Source organism: Tengunoibacter tsumagoiensis, assembly GCF_003967535.1.
GTDB lineage: Bacteria > Chloroflexota > Ktedonobacteria > Ktedonobacterales > Ktedonobacteraceae > Tengunoibacter > Tengunoibacter tsumagoiensis.
This window is the reverse complement of the sequence record NZ_BIFR01000002.1, coordinates 485,825-500,236: the sequence shown is the minus strand read 5'-3', so window position 1 is coordinate 500,236 and position 14,412 is coordinate 485,825. Positions and strand designations below refer to the sequence as shown.

The 14,412-nt window shown below is 49.3% G+C and carries 12 protein-coding genes; 9 read left to right on the top strand and 3 right to left on the bottom strand.

What is annotated here, in order from left to right; translation table 11 throughout:
- The first annotated feature begins 53 nt into the window (after positions 1 to 53).
- Both EL628_RS22805 and EL628_RS22800 read left to right on the top strand, forming a co-directional pair.
- Complete coding sequence (locus tag EL628_RS22805) at positions 54 to 1,067, top strand: carbohydrate ABC transporter permease (RefSeq protein ID WP_126582318.1); 1,014 nt, start codon at positions 54 to 56, stop codon at positions 1,065 to 1,067.
- 32 nt (positions 1,068 to 1,099) lie between these two features.
- Positions 1,100 to 1,792 carry a hypothetical protein gene (locus EL628_RS22800; RefSeq protein ID WP_126582317.1) on the top strand — a complete coding sequence of 231 codons (693 nt, stop codon included), beginning with the start codon at positions 1,100 to 1,102 and terminating at the stop codon, positions 1,790 to 1,792.
- Positions 1,793 to 1,849: 57 nt separating this feature from the next.
- Here the strand turns inward: EL628_RS22800 and EL628_RS22795 are convergent, their stop codons facing one another.
- A complete protein-coding gene (locus tag EL628_RS22795; RefSeq protein WP_126582316.1) occupies positions 1,850 to 2,704 on the bottom strand; it encodes a class I SAM-dependent methyltransferase in 855 nt (284 codons plus the stop codon).
- Between the two features lie 344 nt (positions 2,705 to 3,048).
- Between EL628_RS22795 and EL628_RS22790 the strand changes: the two genes are divergently transcribed.
- Positions 3,049 to 3,630, top strand: coding sequence for a DUF1003 domain-containing protein (locus tag EL628_RS22790; RefSeq protein WP_126582315.1), 582 nt, complete (start codon positions 3,049 to 3,051; stop codon positions 3,628 to 3,630).
- Positions 3,631 to 3,710: 80 nt separating this feature from the next.
- Here the strand turns inward: EL628_RS22790 and EL628_RS22785 are convergent, their stop codons facing one another.
- On the bottom strand, positions 3,711 to 3,908 hold the full coding sequence (locus tag EL628_RS22785; RefSeq protein ID WP_126582314.1) for a hypothetical protein: 198 nt from the start codon (positions 3,906 to 3,908) through the stop codon (positions 3,711 to 3,713).
- A gap of 194 nt (positions 3,909 to 4,102) precedes the next feature.
- Between EL628_RS22785 and EL628_RS22780 the strand changes: the two genes are divergently transcribed.
- The 6 genes from EL628_RS22780 (at position 4,103) to EL628_RS22755 (ending at position 11,205) form a co-directional block, all read left to right on the top strand.
- Positions 4,103 to 6,661, top strand: coding sequence for an alpha-L-rhamnosidase-related protein (locus EL628_RS22780; RefSeq protein ID WP_126582313.1), 2,559 nt, complete (start codon positions 4,103 to 4,105; stop codon positions 6,659 to 6,661).
- A 222-nt stretch (positions 6,662 to 6,883) separates the two neighbouring features.
- The gene (locus EL628_RS22775) at positions 6,884 to 8,086 is read left to right on the top strand and encodes an RNA polymerase sigma factor (RefSeq protein ID WP_161975688.1); all 1,203 of its coding nucleotides are present in this window, start codon (positions 6,884 to 6,886) and stop codon (positions 8,084 to 8,086) included.
- Positions 8,086 to 9,345: an MFS transporter gene (locus EL628_RS22770; protein WP_126582311.1), complete on the top strand. Its 1,260-nt coding sequence runs from the start codon at positions 8,086 to 8,088 to the stop codon at positions 9,343 to 9,345. Before EL628_RS22775 ends, EL628_RS22770 begins: the two co-directional genes overlap by 1 nt.
- Positions 9,346 to 9,453: 108 nt before the next feature.
- Entirely contained in the window at positions 9,454 to 10,170 is a 717-nt protein-coding gene (locus tag EL628_RS22765) for an MBL fold metallo-hydrolase (protein ID WP_126582310.1), read from the top strand.
- Position 10,171: 1 nt separating this feature from the next.
- Complete coding sequence (locus EL628_RS22760) at positions 10,172 to 10,738, top strand: TetR/AcrR family transcriptional regulator (protein WP_126582309.1); 567 nt, start codon at positions 10,172 to 10,174, stop codon at positions 10,736 to 10,738.
- A 50-nt stretch (positions 10,739 to 10,788) separates the two neighbouring features.
- The gene (locus tag EL628_RS22755) at positions 10,789 to 11,205 is read left to right on the top strand and encodes a GNAT family N-acetyltransferase (protein WP_126582308.1); all 417 of its coding nucleotides are present in this window, start codon (positions 10,789 to 10,791) and stop codon (positions 11,203 to 11,205) included.
- A 74-nt stretch (positions 11,206 to 11,279) separates the two neighbouring features.
- On the opposite strand, the gene EL628_RS22750 is transcribed toward EL628_RS22755, so the two are convergent.
- Positions 11,280 to 14,375, bottom strand: a complete 3,096-nt coding sequence (locus EL628_RS22750) for a glycoside hydrolase family 44 protein (protein ID WP_126582307.1) — start codon at positions 14,373 to 14,375, stop codon at positions 11,280 to 11,282.
- Positions 14,376 to 14,412 lie beyond the last annotated feature (37 nt).

Below are 14,412 nucleotides of genomic sequence, written 5' to 3'. Positions count from 1 at the left end.
TATCGGCAAGGGTACCTTGAATAGGTACGGCATCAAAGAAGGAAGAAATATCTATGGCTCTCTTTCCTGTTGTTGGACGCAAACAACCACATCTACGCATTGCATGGTGGGCAATCGTTGGAGTGCTGTGCCTCGGCATTTTCTTGCATCTTGTCCCTTTCTACTTTATGATTATTACCTCGCTCAAAGATGGCTTTGAGACGGTCTCAACTCCTCCGACGCTCTGGCCTCAGCATCCTACGCTCAGTGCCTGGAAGCTCATGGTGAATTTTGTCTCTACTGGTCTGTATCAGTCTCCAGATCAAAATTTTGCTGTTTATTTCTGGAACTCCATTTTTATTGCGGGGATGACTCTGCTCATCTCAACTCCTGTGACTGCGTTTGCTGCCTATGCCTGTAGCAAGTTGCTCCGTGGGCCAGTTGGTCGCTGGCTGTTTCTGTTTTTTATCGGCACGATGATGATTCCAGCGGTCGCAACTCTTGTGCCAACCTTTCTACTGGTCAATCATTTCCCTTACCCTGTTACCTATGTCCCTGAACTCCCGAGTGGCGATCAATACCCATACATCTCGCTCTTTGATACGCCCTGGTCAATTATTCTCCCTGCCGTCTTTAACGCGATTGGCTTTCTGTACTTTAAATCGTTCTTCGATACATTGCCCGACTCGGTTATCAATGCGGCTCGTGTCGATGGCGGGTCGGAGTTCAATATCTTCCGACGCATTGTTCTGCCGATGAGTATCCCGGTCTTTGCTGTGGTAATGTCAATGCAGTTTAATGCTATCTGGGATTCCTATCTCTTTCCCTCGCTTACTTTGCAAAGCTATGATAAGCTAACGATGACGGTTGCTATTTATCGGTTGATCAATGCATTTACGCAGGCTGGTGCAACCAGTTCGTCTGCTGCCCTTAGTCAGGCTCATGAGGCGGCTCGCTTAGCACAGGAAGGCTATACCTGGAATGGTATTATGGTGCTGAGTATCTTACAATCTATTCCTGTCTTTCTGGTCTTTCTTATCAGTTTCCGCTACTTGCTCAGTGGTATTCGCGTTCGTGGTCTGAAGTAAGCCCTGGTCTTTGCGAAGGAAGGATATAACTCATGCCAGCATATGATCCTATTAGTGTGGATGAAGATGCCTATCGTAGCCCTTTCTGGGGAACGTTTACATTGGCTAAGGAGAATATTGAGGGGCTGGTGGCTGTGAATCTGCTCTGGTCTGTGACGCTCATTCCGCTGTTTCTCGCCGTTGGGATGACTATCTGGCCATTGTGGGTGCGTGGGATCTTATTGGTGATTGGCCTGATTGCATCCGCTGGCGCAACTGGGGTTCTCTATGGCCTGGTAGAGTATCTGAACCATCGTGAACCTCTCTCGTTAGAGGTCGTACGGTCAATGTGGGAACAGCTGGCTATTGCAGGGATGCAACGGTTGGCCCCACTGTTTGGCACGCTCGGAGTGGCTCTGTTGGGGCTTACTCTGGCAAATACGCTTCATCTGTTTGTTTTACAAGCTCTGTCTGGTGCGCTCCTTCTTTGCCTCCTTCTCTGTTCTATGTATTGGGGTCCTCTGTTTGCTGAGAAACCAGAAAGCTCGAGCTGGCATATGCTACGCCGCTCGTTCTACTTTGTTTCTCGTTATCCAGGACTGACGTTGCTATCTCTGCTCTTTGCAGCTATCGTTGGCCTCTTTGGTGTTGTCTCTCTGGCTGGCCTGTTCTTAATTGTGCCTGTCCTCATTGCTATCTACCAGACGCGCCGCTATCAATCTCTTCGTATGACTCACAACCATTAAGCACTTGAGAAAAATTAGAAAGAGCTCAGTAGGTCTCCTATCTGAGCTCTTTCTGTCCTACGCTTTTCTTCCCCAGGTTGTTAAGCCAAATGTAATGCCCGTGTAATCGGTACTGCGGCTCTCTTTATAAATGGCCTCATACAGTTCGTCGTATTCCTTCTCATTCAACGCTCCCGATTGTATAAGATAGGGTCTGAGCAGGACAAAGACGACATCACTATCATGTAAGGTGCTTTCATGCAGGTCGCTGCCATAGGAAGAGTCGATATGAAAGGCTCGCTTGGAGATGCTGCTAAAGCCTGCCTCCTGGAGAAGTTTCCCTATGCGGTGCGTTAATCCAAAAGAGCGACCATCAGGCGAAAAGGTTCGCCCTTGCGCAGCCAGCGCCTGCGATAAATATCCATTTATACGCTGGAGTGCTGGACTACTGGTGGAGGCGTATTCACATTCGCTGAGCCGGATGACGCCACCAGGGCGTAGAATGCGTTTGACCTCTGCAATCAGGATTGGCCAGGCCTCTCTATCCATAAACCCAAGGATTAAACGCGCATTGACGAGGTCGAATGTATTATCGTCAAATGGCAATGGCTTACGAATATCCATAATCTGGAAGGAGAGGTTTTTTAGCCCGTCAATCTCGGCCTGCAGATTTCCATTGTTTACGAAGGTTGGATTGATGTCTCCACCTATGACTTCAAGCTCAGGGTATTTTCGAGCAACCTCTGTGACCCAGCTCCCAGGACCACAGGCCATGTCCAACAGTTTTCTCGCCTGTGAAAGATCTTGCCCCTCTGGAAAAAGTCCACCCATTGCCTTCGTTATGAGCTTTTCTTGCTCCGTTAAACGAGTTTTCTCTGCCGCTTGATCAAGATCGATGAGATACTTTTGGGGGATGGGATCATGTAGCTCCATACAATGTACCCTTTCTCTAATTAATCTTATTGAGCGTATTTATCATAGCGGAAATAAAATACGCCCGCCTCTCTATTCAGGCTCATTGCTCTCACCTATGTCATAATAGCTCAAATTTTACCACTATCAATTATATTCCATCTATTAAGTATTCTGCAAGAGTTTTGGGAGAAACTTCTCTCTTGTGATGGTGAATGAGTCGGTTATAGCGCAAAAACACACAGGCATTTCTTGCCTTCTCCTATGTTGATACTTGCCTTCTCCCACGTTGATATAGGTAGAGAATCACTAGAGGGAAAGTTCCTCGTCTTTTTTAAATAGCTTATATAAAGGAGAGGCGTTCAATGGAAAATGCACGTGTGCCTTCAGACAAATTAGTAAATCATTTGGAGCAGCTTCGCAAATCTCTGTTTCATTCCGCTCCCGGTGGACATACCCCCAGTAATGTTAATCGCGTGTTTGAGATGGAGAAGGCCGCTGGAAATTTCAATCAAAAAGTCGCGGTGAGTATGACGAATCTTTTCTCTGCTATGCCGACGTTCTGGCTCATTGTGACCTGGATTATCTTATGGATTGTTTCTAATGCGACAATTGCTCACTTCGATCCTTTGCCCTGGCCGCTTCTCCTCTGTCTGGCCTCTGTCCCTCAATTGCCTCTGATGATTGTGATTATGGTTGGTCAGGGCCTGTTAGGACGCAAACAAGAACTTCAATCTGAAGAGCAATACAAAACAACGATGAATACCTATCATGATATTGAGCAGATTATGACGCATCTGGGCTCTCAAGATGAGGCTATTCTTAATCAGACACATATGATTATGCATCTTTTACAGGCGAATGGCATTCCACCAGAACAGTTTCTGCCACAAAATCAGTTATCAGTCACGAACACGACCGGGGAGAAGGCGTCTTCTCAGGCATAGGATCTCATTGCTATACCACAAAGAGGGGAGGCTCTCCTATGCAGGGAAGCCTCCCCTCTCTTTGTTCATCTGCTTAGAAACTAGCCGGCTGTATCACCATTGTGTAGTGGCCCATCATTATCACTATTGACGCCAGGCTTGTTGCCAGGCCTGTCCTGTCCCGCTGGATGAACTGGTTTCGCCAGAACTGGCCCTTTCTGCTTCTGGTCTTCACTCTTTCGATTCTCTTGTGCGACTTTCTGGCTTTCTCGCTCCTGGTTTTTCTCTTTATCGGCCATAGTAGTCCTCCTTTTTCAGCCCTCTATTAACTCCTTCGTTTGTCTATCATTGACACGATTTTCTGTGACATTTAGAGACATGAGACATTCATGAAAGAGTTTATCCAGAAGAGAATTGATTCTATCCATAGCAAAAATCCCTATGAGGGCTTATACTGGGAGCTATTAGCGCTTGAAGAAGGAAGGATCTCTCAATGTCATCAACTGAGTCGTTTGATGCGCTGGCTTTACAGGGTCAGAGCTATGAAAGAATAAAGCTGGATCTCACCCCTGCACGCTGGATCTGGTTTCCATCAGCCCGTACGTTACCAAATACGTTTATTTTATTTCGCCGTGAATTGAATCTTGCTGTTCGTCCTCGTAGAGTAACAGGCTGGCTGACTGCTGATAGCCGTTATCTGTTGACGGTGAATGGTGAGCGTGTTCAATGGGGGCCTGCGCCCTCTGATCCACGCTGGCTCGAAGCTGATCCTGTTGATCTGACGCATTATCTAGGTGCCGGTCTCAATGTGCTGGGGGTAGAGGTGCTCTACTATGGACATGGCGATGGCACCTGGGCAACGGGCAAACCTGGTTTGCTCTGTAAGTTAGAGATTGAATACACGGATGGGACACAAGAAGAGCTGATCTCGGACGATTCCTGGCTCAGCTTTCTGGATCGTGCCCATCGACCAGGTCAGTATAAACGATGGTATCTCCGGGCTCTTCAAGAGGAGTTCGATGCTCGTCTCCATCCTCAAGGCTGGGCAACTCGCGATTTTACTCCTGATGCATCGTGGCTTCCTGCTATGCTATTAGATGGCTCAGCAACTCTGCCTCCAGCTACCAATGGCTATCGCGATTATCTTACGGATATGCGTGCTCAAAGTTCTTCAGCAGGGATGCTGGCACGCCAGATTCCTCTAACCCGAGAGAAATTTGTGCCCGCTCTTCGTCTACAGGGCAGCGGTCAGGTCCAGTGGCGGCGCAATCCAAACGATTGGTTTGAGTTCCGCACCCCCAATTCATTTACCCTTACGGAAGATGCTGAGCCTCCTACGCATTGGACTTTTCCAGCCACCCCTGATTCAGATCAGGGCATCTTTGCGACCTTTGAGTTTTCTGAGCAGATTGTAGGCTGGCCTGTCTTCACGATTGAGGCTCCAGAGGGGACCGTGATTGAGCTGATGACGCAGGAGTCTCATGATCCTGAGAAGACTACCTGGCTGGATAATCATTTTTTCTCCTGGTCACGCTTTACGTGCATTGAGGGGCTCAATACGTTCTCCCCTTTTGATTTTGAATCGCTGCGCTGGCTTCAGCTGCATATACATCATGCCTCTCGTCCTGTTACTCTTTATCAGGTTGGTGTGCGAAGACGGCTCTATCCCTGGCCTGACCATGCTGGTATCTCCTGTAATGAGCCAGCCCTCCAGCGTTTATTTGAGGCGAATCTTAATACTATGTATAATAGTGCTCAGGAGACCATTGTTGATGGCATGGGACGTGAACGCCAACAATATAGTGGAGATGGTGGGCATCAATTATATGCGATCCGCTATAGCTCTGGTGATCGGGAGATCTCTCGGCGCTTTCTGCGCACCTACAGTGAAGGTCTGACCTACGAAGGTTACTTTCTCGATTGCTGGCCCGGCACCGATCGACTTGTTCGTATTGCCCAACGCACGCTCGATCTCACTCCGTGGGGCCCGCTGCTGGATCATAGCATCGGCTTTACGTTTGATTGCTGGCACTATTATCTCGAGTCAGGAGATCTCGAAGCTCTGCATATTCCCTATGCTCGCCTGGTGCGCTTTGCTCATTACCTGCTCTCTTTACGCCAGGCCGATAAACTCCTCCCAGTAGAGAATCTTGGTGTACCAGTCGTCTGGGTCGATCATGAGGCGTATGTACAGCAGAAGCATAAACAATGCGCGTTCAATCTCTATGCCGCTGCTATGCTCCAACATGCTCTTAGCCCCATGGCACATGCCCTTGGAGATACCGAACATGCAGCCTACTTTCAGGAAGAAGGGGCCAGGCTGCTTCATGCAACGGTTCAGCGCTACTGGAGTAAAGAGCAGGGCTGTTTTGTGAATAATCTCCCCTGGCTACAGGAAGAGGGAGAGATACATCTGTGCGATCGCTCTCTGGCAACCAGTATTCTCTATCAGCAGTGTCCTGACAACAACATTGCACGAGCCGCCAGGGTGTTAGCAGACTGTCCACCCGAATTGGGCTTATCATTCCCCGCCAATGGGGGCTGGCGCTATTGGGCTCTGGCGCGAGTTGGTCGAATAGACATTGTGCTTCAAGAGTTTCGCAACCGCTGGGCAACGCTGGATTCAGTCCTTCTCAACAATACATTGCAGGAAGCATGGGACGTTGAAAGCGATTCCATCAGCCAGTGGAGCCACTGCGGTGTGGTTCCTCTCTATGTACTCTATATGGATATTGCAGGCATACGAGCTAAAACTCCTGGCTTTGCACAGTATCAGGTCCGTCCTCAATTGGGCGATCTTGAACAGCTTGAGCTCACTCTTTTTATTGCACATGGACCTGTCCACTTTACAGCTCATTCAGAAGCCGGTGGACATCGCATCACACTACAGCTTCCAGCCGGTGGAGAGGCTGAGCTGATTACGCCAAAAGGAGCAGAGGTTGACCTTCCACTCCTGCGAGAGGATCTGAGCCAGAACCTGCACTATTGGCGCCTTTCACCCGAGCAGACTCATAGCTTCTGGCTACCTGCCTCTTCGGGCAAAAATGACTAGCAGGCCAACCCAAACAGTGTCTCATCAGAGAGGGCATCATGCTCTCTCTGATGAAAACAAAAACAGAAATCAACCGGTTGGGAGTAGGATGCATGTGCTTCGTAGCAGCTTCAAAGCAACTTCAAAAATTTCACAAAAATTTCCGTAATATTTTAGAGGAATTCAGCGACTATTCTCCAGATGCAGTATGATAAAAAGAATCATGTTTTGGAGAATCCTGTCATGGAACAACAGAATAATTTTGCCCCACTCTTTCTCTCATCAGAAGAACGCTCACACCTTGTTCGTTTCTGTGCATCACTATGCGGACACTATGAGATAGCTGAAGATCTTGTCCAAGAGACATTGCTGGAAGCATGGCAACACGAACAGGCGCTGCGCGATCCATCGCGTCAACCACAGTGGCTACGTGGTATTGCCCGCAATGTCTATCTACGCTGGCAACGCAAACAGATGAATGAAGAGACTCATCGCTATCAACAGAGAGCCTATCAACCAGAGACAGAAAATGAAGCGACGATTGAAGGCCTGTTTGCGACCGATGACACTATTGAACGAGATCTTGAACGAAAAGAACTCCTGGAACTATTAGAGCGCGCATTAGACTTGCTTCCATCTGAGACGCGCATGGCTCTTATCCAGCACTATATTGACGATGCTCCATTGACTGAAATTGCGCAAAAACTCGGAACCAATCCCAATGCACTCGCTGTACGTCTCCAGCGCGGCAGAGTCACGATGCGCCGCCTGTTAACACAAGATATGCAACAGGAGTTCTCCCTTCATCGAACAGCTACCGAAAATTGGGAGATCACGCCCCTGTGGTGCTATCGCTGTGGCAAACATCGACTCCTGGGGCAGCGCGGCTCTGACAAAGGAAAATTCTTCCTAAAATGTCCAGGTTGCAATCCAGAACAAAACCAATTATTAAGCAAGAATGAATTATCGGCATTAATCCATCTCAAAAGTTATAAGCCAATGATGGCAAAGCTGAGGCGATGGTGTCATAGCTATTATCGCACAGCACTCTCAGCTTACTTCAATGGAGAGAAGTTATTGTGCGAGCTGTGCGGAAAACCTGGAATCATCCAGCTAGGGAGGGTGACAGAGCTCCCTTCATGGCTACAGATAGCATTGCAGGATTGGCAATGGGCAGGTGGAGAGAGGATCATCAGTACGTTCTGTGAACACTGCGAGGCCTCCTGCAACACAACGTTATCAGGATTGGTCTTATCGTTACCAGAAGTCCACACTTTTATACAGGAACAAGAAAAAATTCGTACCTTGCCAGATCGGCGCTTAGAGGTCGATGGCCGCCCGGCCCTCCTCACGCGTCTGGAAAGTATCAACAGCTCTGCAGCCCTCAATATTATTTCTGATGCAGAGACCTATCGTCTCCTGCGCATCGAACAGGAGGCTTACTAATGGAAACTCAGACGATCCCATCAGTACTCCCTCCCAGACGTTTGCCATTGCTGGCCTTTTTTGCAGCCAATCTCATTTCATTTGTTGGCGATCGCCTGACCTTACTGGCGATTCCCTGGTTTGTGCTCCAGACGACTGGTAGCATTACAAAGACAGGCATTACGGCCTTCTTTACGACCCTGCCCACAATTATCTCGGCGTTTCTCAGTGGCCTGATTGTGGATCGACTTGGCTACAAACGAACAAGCGTAATTGGAGATTGTGCCAGTGGAGTCTGTACGCTCCTCATTCCACTGCTCTTCCATACACTGGGGCTGGCTTTCTGGCAGCTACTTATTCTGGCCTTCCTGGGTGGGCTCCTCAAAGCCCCCGGCGAGACGGCACGTTCATCATTACTCCCAGAGTTGGGCCAGGCCTCACAGATGCGTATGGAACGGGTAAACGCTGTTGGAGATGGACTGGTCCGCGTATCAGGTCTCTTAGGAGCGCCGCTGGCAGCTCTTCTCATTGTCGCGATTGGAGCAAACAATCTCCTCTGGCTGGATGCCATTAGCTTCTTCCTGTCTGCGCTACTGATCGGCATAGCGGTGCCAGCAACGATGGCCGTTCCTACCCATGCAGAGTCGGGAGACAACACTGGCTCTCTTAAACAGGGCCTGAGCTTCTTGCTTCACAATCCAGTTTTACGTTCAATGATTCCTGTCTCACTGACCACGAACCTATTAGATGCTGCACTGTTCTCGGTTGCGCTGCCAGTCTATGCCAATCAGATCTGGCAGAACATACTCCCCATTGGTCTGCTGAGCGCAACATTTGGCGGTTGCGCCTTCGTTAGCACTCTTCTCTTTGGCTTCTTCGGCCACCGCCTGCCACGCAGACTAACCTATGGCCTCTGCTTTATGGCGATTGGTCTGCGCTTCTGGGCTCTCGGTCTCCAGGTTCCGCTGCCAATCCTGTTCGTTATTTACGCTTTTAGTGGACTGGTTGTAGGCCCGCTGAACCCCATAGCCATGACCATTGAACAAGAGATCATCCCACCCAAATTACGAGCCCGTGTCCTGGGAGTAGCTGGCGCTGGTTATTTAGGCGGTATCCCAATTGGCGGGCTCCTTTGTGGATATGTGATCACCTGGATCGGGCTCATTCCTACGCTCTTCACGATGGGGCTCATCTACCTGCTCGTCACAGGCAGCCTTCTCATCAATCCAGCCTTGAAAGGCATGAACCGATCCATATCACTCTCATCATCACAGAGTTGATATGCCTCTCTCTTGACCTTGACAAACTAACTCTGTTAGTTTAAAATACTAACATCATTAGTTTTCAATGAAATTCTATGGCACCTATACACGATGGAGAAAATTAGTATGAAGATTACTTCTACCTCTGGCAATAATCTGTTTCAGCTTTCTCATTTAGGATTTGTTAATTGCTATCTTCTACGTGAAGACGATGGATTCACATTGATTGATACAGCCGATAGTGGACAGGCTCAACCGATCATTGAAGCTGCAAAAAAATTGAGATTACCTATTGTCCGTATTCTTTTGACGCATGCTCATATAGACCATGTTGGTTCCCTTGATGCTTTACACGCAGCCCTTCCGGATGCGCAGGTTGGCATTAGCGAACGGGATGCCCGTTTTCTCACTGGCGATAAAAGTCTCGATGCGTCCGAACCACAGGTGCCTTTACGCGGCGGTTATCCCCTCTGCACTACTGTACCAACCCTACTTCTTCATGAGGGAGATCGTGTTGGCTCGCTTGAAGTTATCGCCACGCCTGGACATACACCAGGGCATATAGCGTTTCTTGATACCAGGGATCGCGCACTGATCGCTGGTGATGCTCTTCAGACACTTGGAGGCGTTGCTGTCTCTGGTACAATAAAACCACTCTTTCCTCTGCCTGCTCTGGCAACGTGGCATAAGGGGCTGGCGCTCGAAAGTGCACGTAAATTGGCTGCACGTCAGCCTTCGATCCTGGCGATCGGTCATGGCCGTATGATTGCTCAGCCACAAGCGGCCCTGGAAAAGGCTATTCGTGAAGCAGAAAAAAATTTGAAAATCAAACAGGAAGTGTAATATGTCGCCTAGAGCCGGATTAGATCAGACTGCTGTCATTGAGTCAGCAGCCCTTCTTGTGGATGAGGAAGGCATTGAACAGCTCTCACTTGGTCGATTGGCTGAACGCCTGGGCATCAAAAAGCCTTCTTTATATAATCATGTAGCTGGTCTTCCAGGCTTGAAACGAAATCTTGCTGTCTATTGCTTGCGTGAGGTGCTGGCACGCTTCTCACGCGCTGCCATTGGAAAATCCGGTGCTGATGCCATTATTGCTTTTGCCGATGCTTATCGCTCCTATGCACGCGAACATCCCGGGCGCTATGCTCTGACGCTACAAGCGCCCGATCCAACAGACCAGGAATTAGTGGAGATCTCTACCCAGACCGTCGATGTTGCTCGCGCCTTACTTGCTCCCTATAAGCTCGAGGAAGAGGAGACGATTCATGCCATTCGTAGCCTCCGCAGTATCGTTCATGGCTTTGTCTCTTTAGAGGCTGCCGGGGGCTTTGGTATGCCTATAAATCTGGATGCCAGTTTCCACTGGCTGCTTACTACGTTTACCTCAACGCTGGAAAGGATCTCCTGAGCAGGTGGGATGATGAGAAGTGGCAATAGAGAAGCAGGGGAAACATTTTCATGGACGATTATTATCTTGTCGAACGCAATCCCACAGTAGAGGAATATCAGGCATTACGATCTGCCGTTGGCTGGGGCGAGGCGGATGCAGATGCAATCCAGAAAAGTGTGCAGAACAGTTTATATTGGATCTGCGTTCTCAAGCAGCAGAGCGTGATTGGATGTGGCCGAGTCATTGGAGATGGGAGTCTTTGTTTTTATGTGCAAGATATCATTGTCTTGCCCGAATATCAGGGTCAAGGACTTGGTAGGCGCATTATGGACAAGATTATGCACTATTTACAGGAGAACGCTCATCAAGGTGGTTTTGTCGGTCTCATGGCCGCCAGAGGAGCTGCTGGCTTTTACCTGAAATATGGCTTTATAGAACGCCCCACTCCAGACTATGGACCAGGTATGATCTTATTCTGGAAGTAAATCTTTGTGAAGGAGCCTGCTAGCATCCCTTATGCTAGCAGGCTCCTTCTTTCTACAACTGGAGTTAGTATCGTTTAGCTTAGAGCAACATGATCAAATGTCGAGGTTCCAAACAGGAAGCTAGCATGTGAATCGACCTCCAGGCCAATATACACGGAGCCCGTTGGAAAACTAATCTGAGCCTGTTGCGTCCAGACCTGCCCATCAGGCGAGGTAAAGGCTGTGACGGTTCCACCACTACGTTGCAGACGCAGCCAGTAAGGCGCGGCAAAGGTATTCGCACTACTCGTCCAGACATTGGTTAAGCCACTGGAAGCAGTACTACTTCCGGTTGTGAGTTGTGCCGCTCCCAATGGGGTGATGGCTAGCAATGCCGTATTTGCGCCTGATTGTAAACTATCTCGTAGCATCAGACCAGACTTGGCATAATCATTTGTATTTCCTTGCGTGGCAACATGAGCTGTAATGGTCCCATCTCCAGGCAAGGTCCGATAGATAAAGCCAGACTGATCGGTCGTACCATACACATCGGCACCTGCCGCTTGCAAAGTAAAAGTTCCGTTATGATATCCAGCGTTTGCGGGCGCTGCCACTGCTCCAACATCAGCTTTCTGCCAACCAGAAGGAAGATGACCAGAAACGCCAGGAACCGTAGATTTACCGTTGGTAAACGACACATTATCAAACGTTGAGGTATTCATAATGGGCGCACCGTGAGCGGTCACAAACAGGCCAATATAGCTCTTCGCTGCGGAGAATGGAACCTGCGCAACTTGAGTCCAGACCTGGCCATCGGGGGAGATTGAGGCAGTGATGACATCGCCAGTCCGATCGAGTTTTACCCAATAGGGGAATGAATTATTGGCATTCCCGCCCCAGACGCCCCCAATATTCTTGGCAGTCGCGCTTCCAGCCTTCACCTGCACAGACCCGTTCGGGAACATTGCCAGATACACAAGATTGGCCCCTGTGCTCAGACCATCTCGCACCATTAAGCCGCCGCCTGCATACCCCTGGACATTCTTCACCGCCGTTATACGAGCAATCAATGTCCCATTATGAGGAAGTTCACGATACACAAAATGGCCCTGATCCTGATCCCCATAGACATCAGTTCCCGCACCAGTCACATCATAGACGCCATTGCTATAGGCCACATTCCCTGCGGTGGCAACGGCTCCAATATCTTGCTGTTTCCAGCCTCCAGGCAGGTGATACGTTGCAGGAACAGTGACCGTCTGAGTTGCCGAGAGACCATTCACAGCGGCACTGATATGAGCAATTCCACTCCTCTTTGCCGTAACAATACCATTCGCATCCACTGTTGCGACTGCTTGATTATCTGACGCATAGGTAACACTACTGGCCGCAATAGGCTGCGTGGTGCTATCAGAATAGTTCGCCGTTACCGCATCGAGATTCTGAGCCCCCACGGGCAAGGTAACCGCCGCCGGAGCCAGTGTGATTGACTGCACGCCGATGATCGTAACTGTCACAGTAAACGCTTCTCCATTAGAGGTTCCGGTGATATGAGCAGTTCCAATCGCCTTGCCCGTTACTACACCATTGCTATCGACCGTTGCCACCGTTGGATTATCAGAGGCAAAGCTAACGCCGTTTACCACAGGGGTTCCGACGCCATTACCATCGATACAGGTTACCGTCGTAGGATAGGTCTGACCAACATACAGAGAATAAGCAGGAACATCTGGCTGTAAGGAGTTCTTTAAGGATGGCGCTGGATTGCTATTGGCTCCCCCAACATATGGTGTTCCTTGCTGAGGCAGCACAAATTCAGTAATTGAGTTGGCCGGATAGGTGTATGAGAAGCCGCTTGCACTGACCGCCTGATCTGGCTGCTGGACGATACTGCTCAGATTGCTGCCAGTATATTGGTAAACATGTGCGTTAGCATCGGGAGTGAAGTTGGCCAGCGACAGATTGCTGGTCAGATCGTTCCCTGTCTTATTGATGACCACAAAAGTCAACGCATGATCCAGGCTACGCTGTGCTCCATAGATAGATAACTGGCCCTGATCGGTACTGGTCGATTGCACCCAGGTATCGCCATACTGTCCTCCGTTACCATCAAAGTTCCGATAGAAACGGAAAGAGTTAGCCGCAGCATCGGTAGCGTTGGGAGCGCCCCACATGGTTGCCAGATCCAATCCCTCGCGCCCAAAGATTCCCAGAGCATCGGCTTGAGCTAAGGCACCATTGATGCCGTTGACGTCACCGAAGTTATATTCCGTCAAGGCCGTTTTGGTTCCAGGATAATACTGCTTAACCCAGGTGCGCAGGCGTGGAATCAATTGAACCTGCTCGGCTGGGGTAAAGTATTGGCCAATCCAGCTCTCCTCAGTATAGGTTGGGTCCCAGAGCGAACGTGTGGAACGCAGACGCTGCGCATCGGAGGCTGGATCTTCGTTCGCATTGTTCGCCTGAACAGCATAAAAATGCACATCCAGATAGTTTAACAGACGCTGATTATGCTGCTGCTGATACTGATAGAGTTGCTGAAGATAATAAGGAATCCAGGCCTGATTATGGCTGGCTTCGTTATCACCTGCCAGGCCCATATCAAAATAGGCCGGTACACCCCAGCTAGAAGGGCCGAGAATCTGAGCCGTTGGATCAACGGACTTAATCATCGAGGCGTAATCAATGGTCTTGTTGAGGTACTCATCAAAACCAGTTCCAGATGGATGCACGTCATAATGGACATTACTCCAGCTCTCTGGCTCATTGTCCATCTGGTAGATAGGAACCCCACCTGCCGCCGCTGTCCCATGAGCCTGTACCAGATGCTGAATCCAGGCTTTCATCCAGGTAGAATCGACGGTGGTATAGTTCAGCCCGATATTGGTATCGGTAAGGTTATTGCCGCTCGCATCTTTACCATTTCCACAATTATCGCCATTGGGGTGAATATAGGGATTATATGCCTGCTGATTAGGATAGAGCGACTCAGGATAGGAACAATTCCATTCGGAGGTTTTATTAACATAGCCAATTAAAGGAATGGTCAGAACTGTCGATGCATTGGTGGTTTCATCCTGAGTAATCATAGCATCAGCACCTGCTCCAGGCACCGGATTACTGGTTCCATTCCCACCATTAAAATAGAAGTGACACTCCGCACGCGTTAGAAACGCGGCGGCTTCTTGCACTGCTCCGTAGTCGCTCTTCTGAGTCTGTGCTTGCTAG

Bases quoted from the DNA above. Each gene is read 5' to 3' on its own strand.
- EL628_RS22805 (WP_126582318.1), top strand. From the start codon at position 54: ATGGCTCTCTTTCCTGTTGTTGGACGCAAACAACCACATCTACGCATT.
- EL628_RS22800 (WP_126582317.1), top strand. From the start codon at position 1,100: ATGCCAGCATATGATCCTATTAGTGTGGATGAAGATGCCTATCGTAGC.
- EL628_RS22795 (WP_126582316.1), bottom strand. From the start codon at position 2,704: ATGGAGCTACATGATCCCATCCCCCAAAAGTATCTCATCGATCTTGAT.
- EL628_RS22790 (WP_126582315.1), top strand. From the start codon at position 3,049: ATGGAAAATGCACGTGTGCCTTCAGACAAATTAGTAAATCATTTGGAG.
- EL628_RS22785 (WP_126582314.1), bottom strand. From the start codon at position 3,908: ATGGCCGATAAAGAGAAAAACCAGGAGCGAGAAAGCCAGAAAGTCGCA.
- EL628_RS22780 (WP_126582313.1), top strand. From the start codon at position 4,103: ATGTCATCAACTGAGTCGTTTGATGCGCTGGCTTTACAGGGTCAGAGC.
- EL628_RS22775 (WP_161975688.1), top strand. From the start codon at position 6,884: ATGGAACAACAGAATAATTTTGCCCCACTCTTTCTCTCATCAGAAGAA.
- EL628_RS22770 (WP_126582311.1), top strand. From the start codon at position 8,086: ATGGAAACTCAGACGATCCCATCAGTACTCCCTCCCAGACGTTTGCCA.
- EL628_RS22765 (WP_126582310.1), top strand. From the start codon at position 9,454: ATGAAGATTACTTCTACCTCTGGCAATAATCTGTTTCAGCTTTCTCAT.
- EL628_RS22760 (WP_126582309.1), top strand. From the start codon at position 10,172: ATGTCGCCTAGAGCCGGATTAGATCAGACTGCTGTCATTGAGTCAGCA.
- EL628_RS22755 (WP_126582308.1), top strand. From the start codon at position 10,789: ATGGACGATTATTATCTTGTCGAACGCAATCCCACAGTAGAGGAATAT.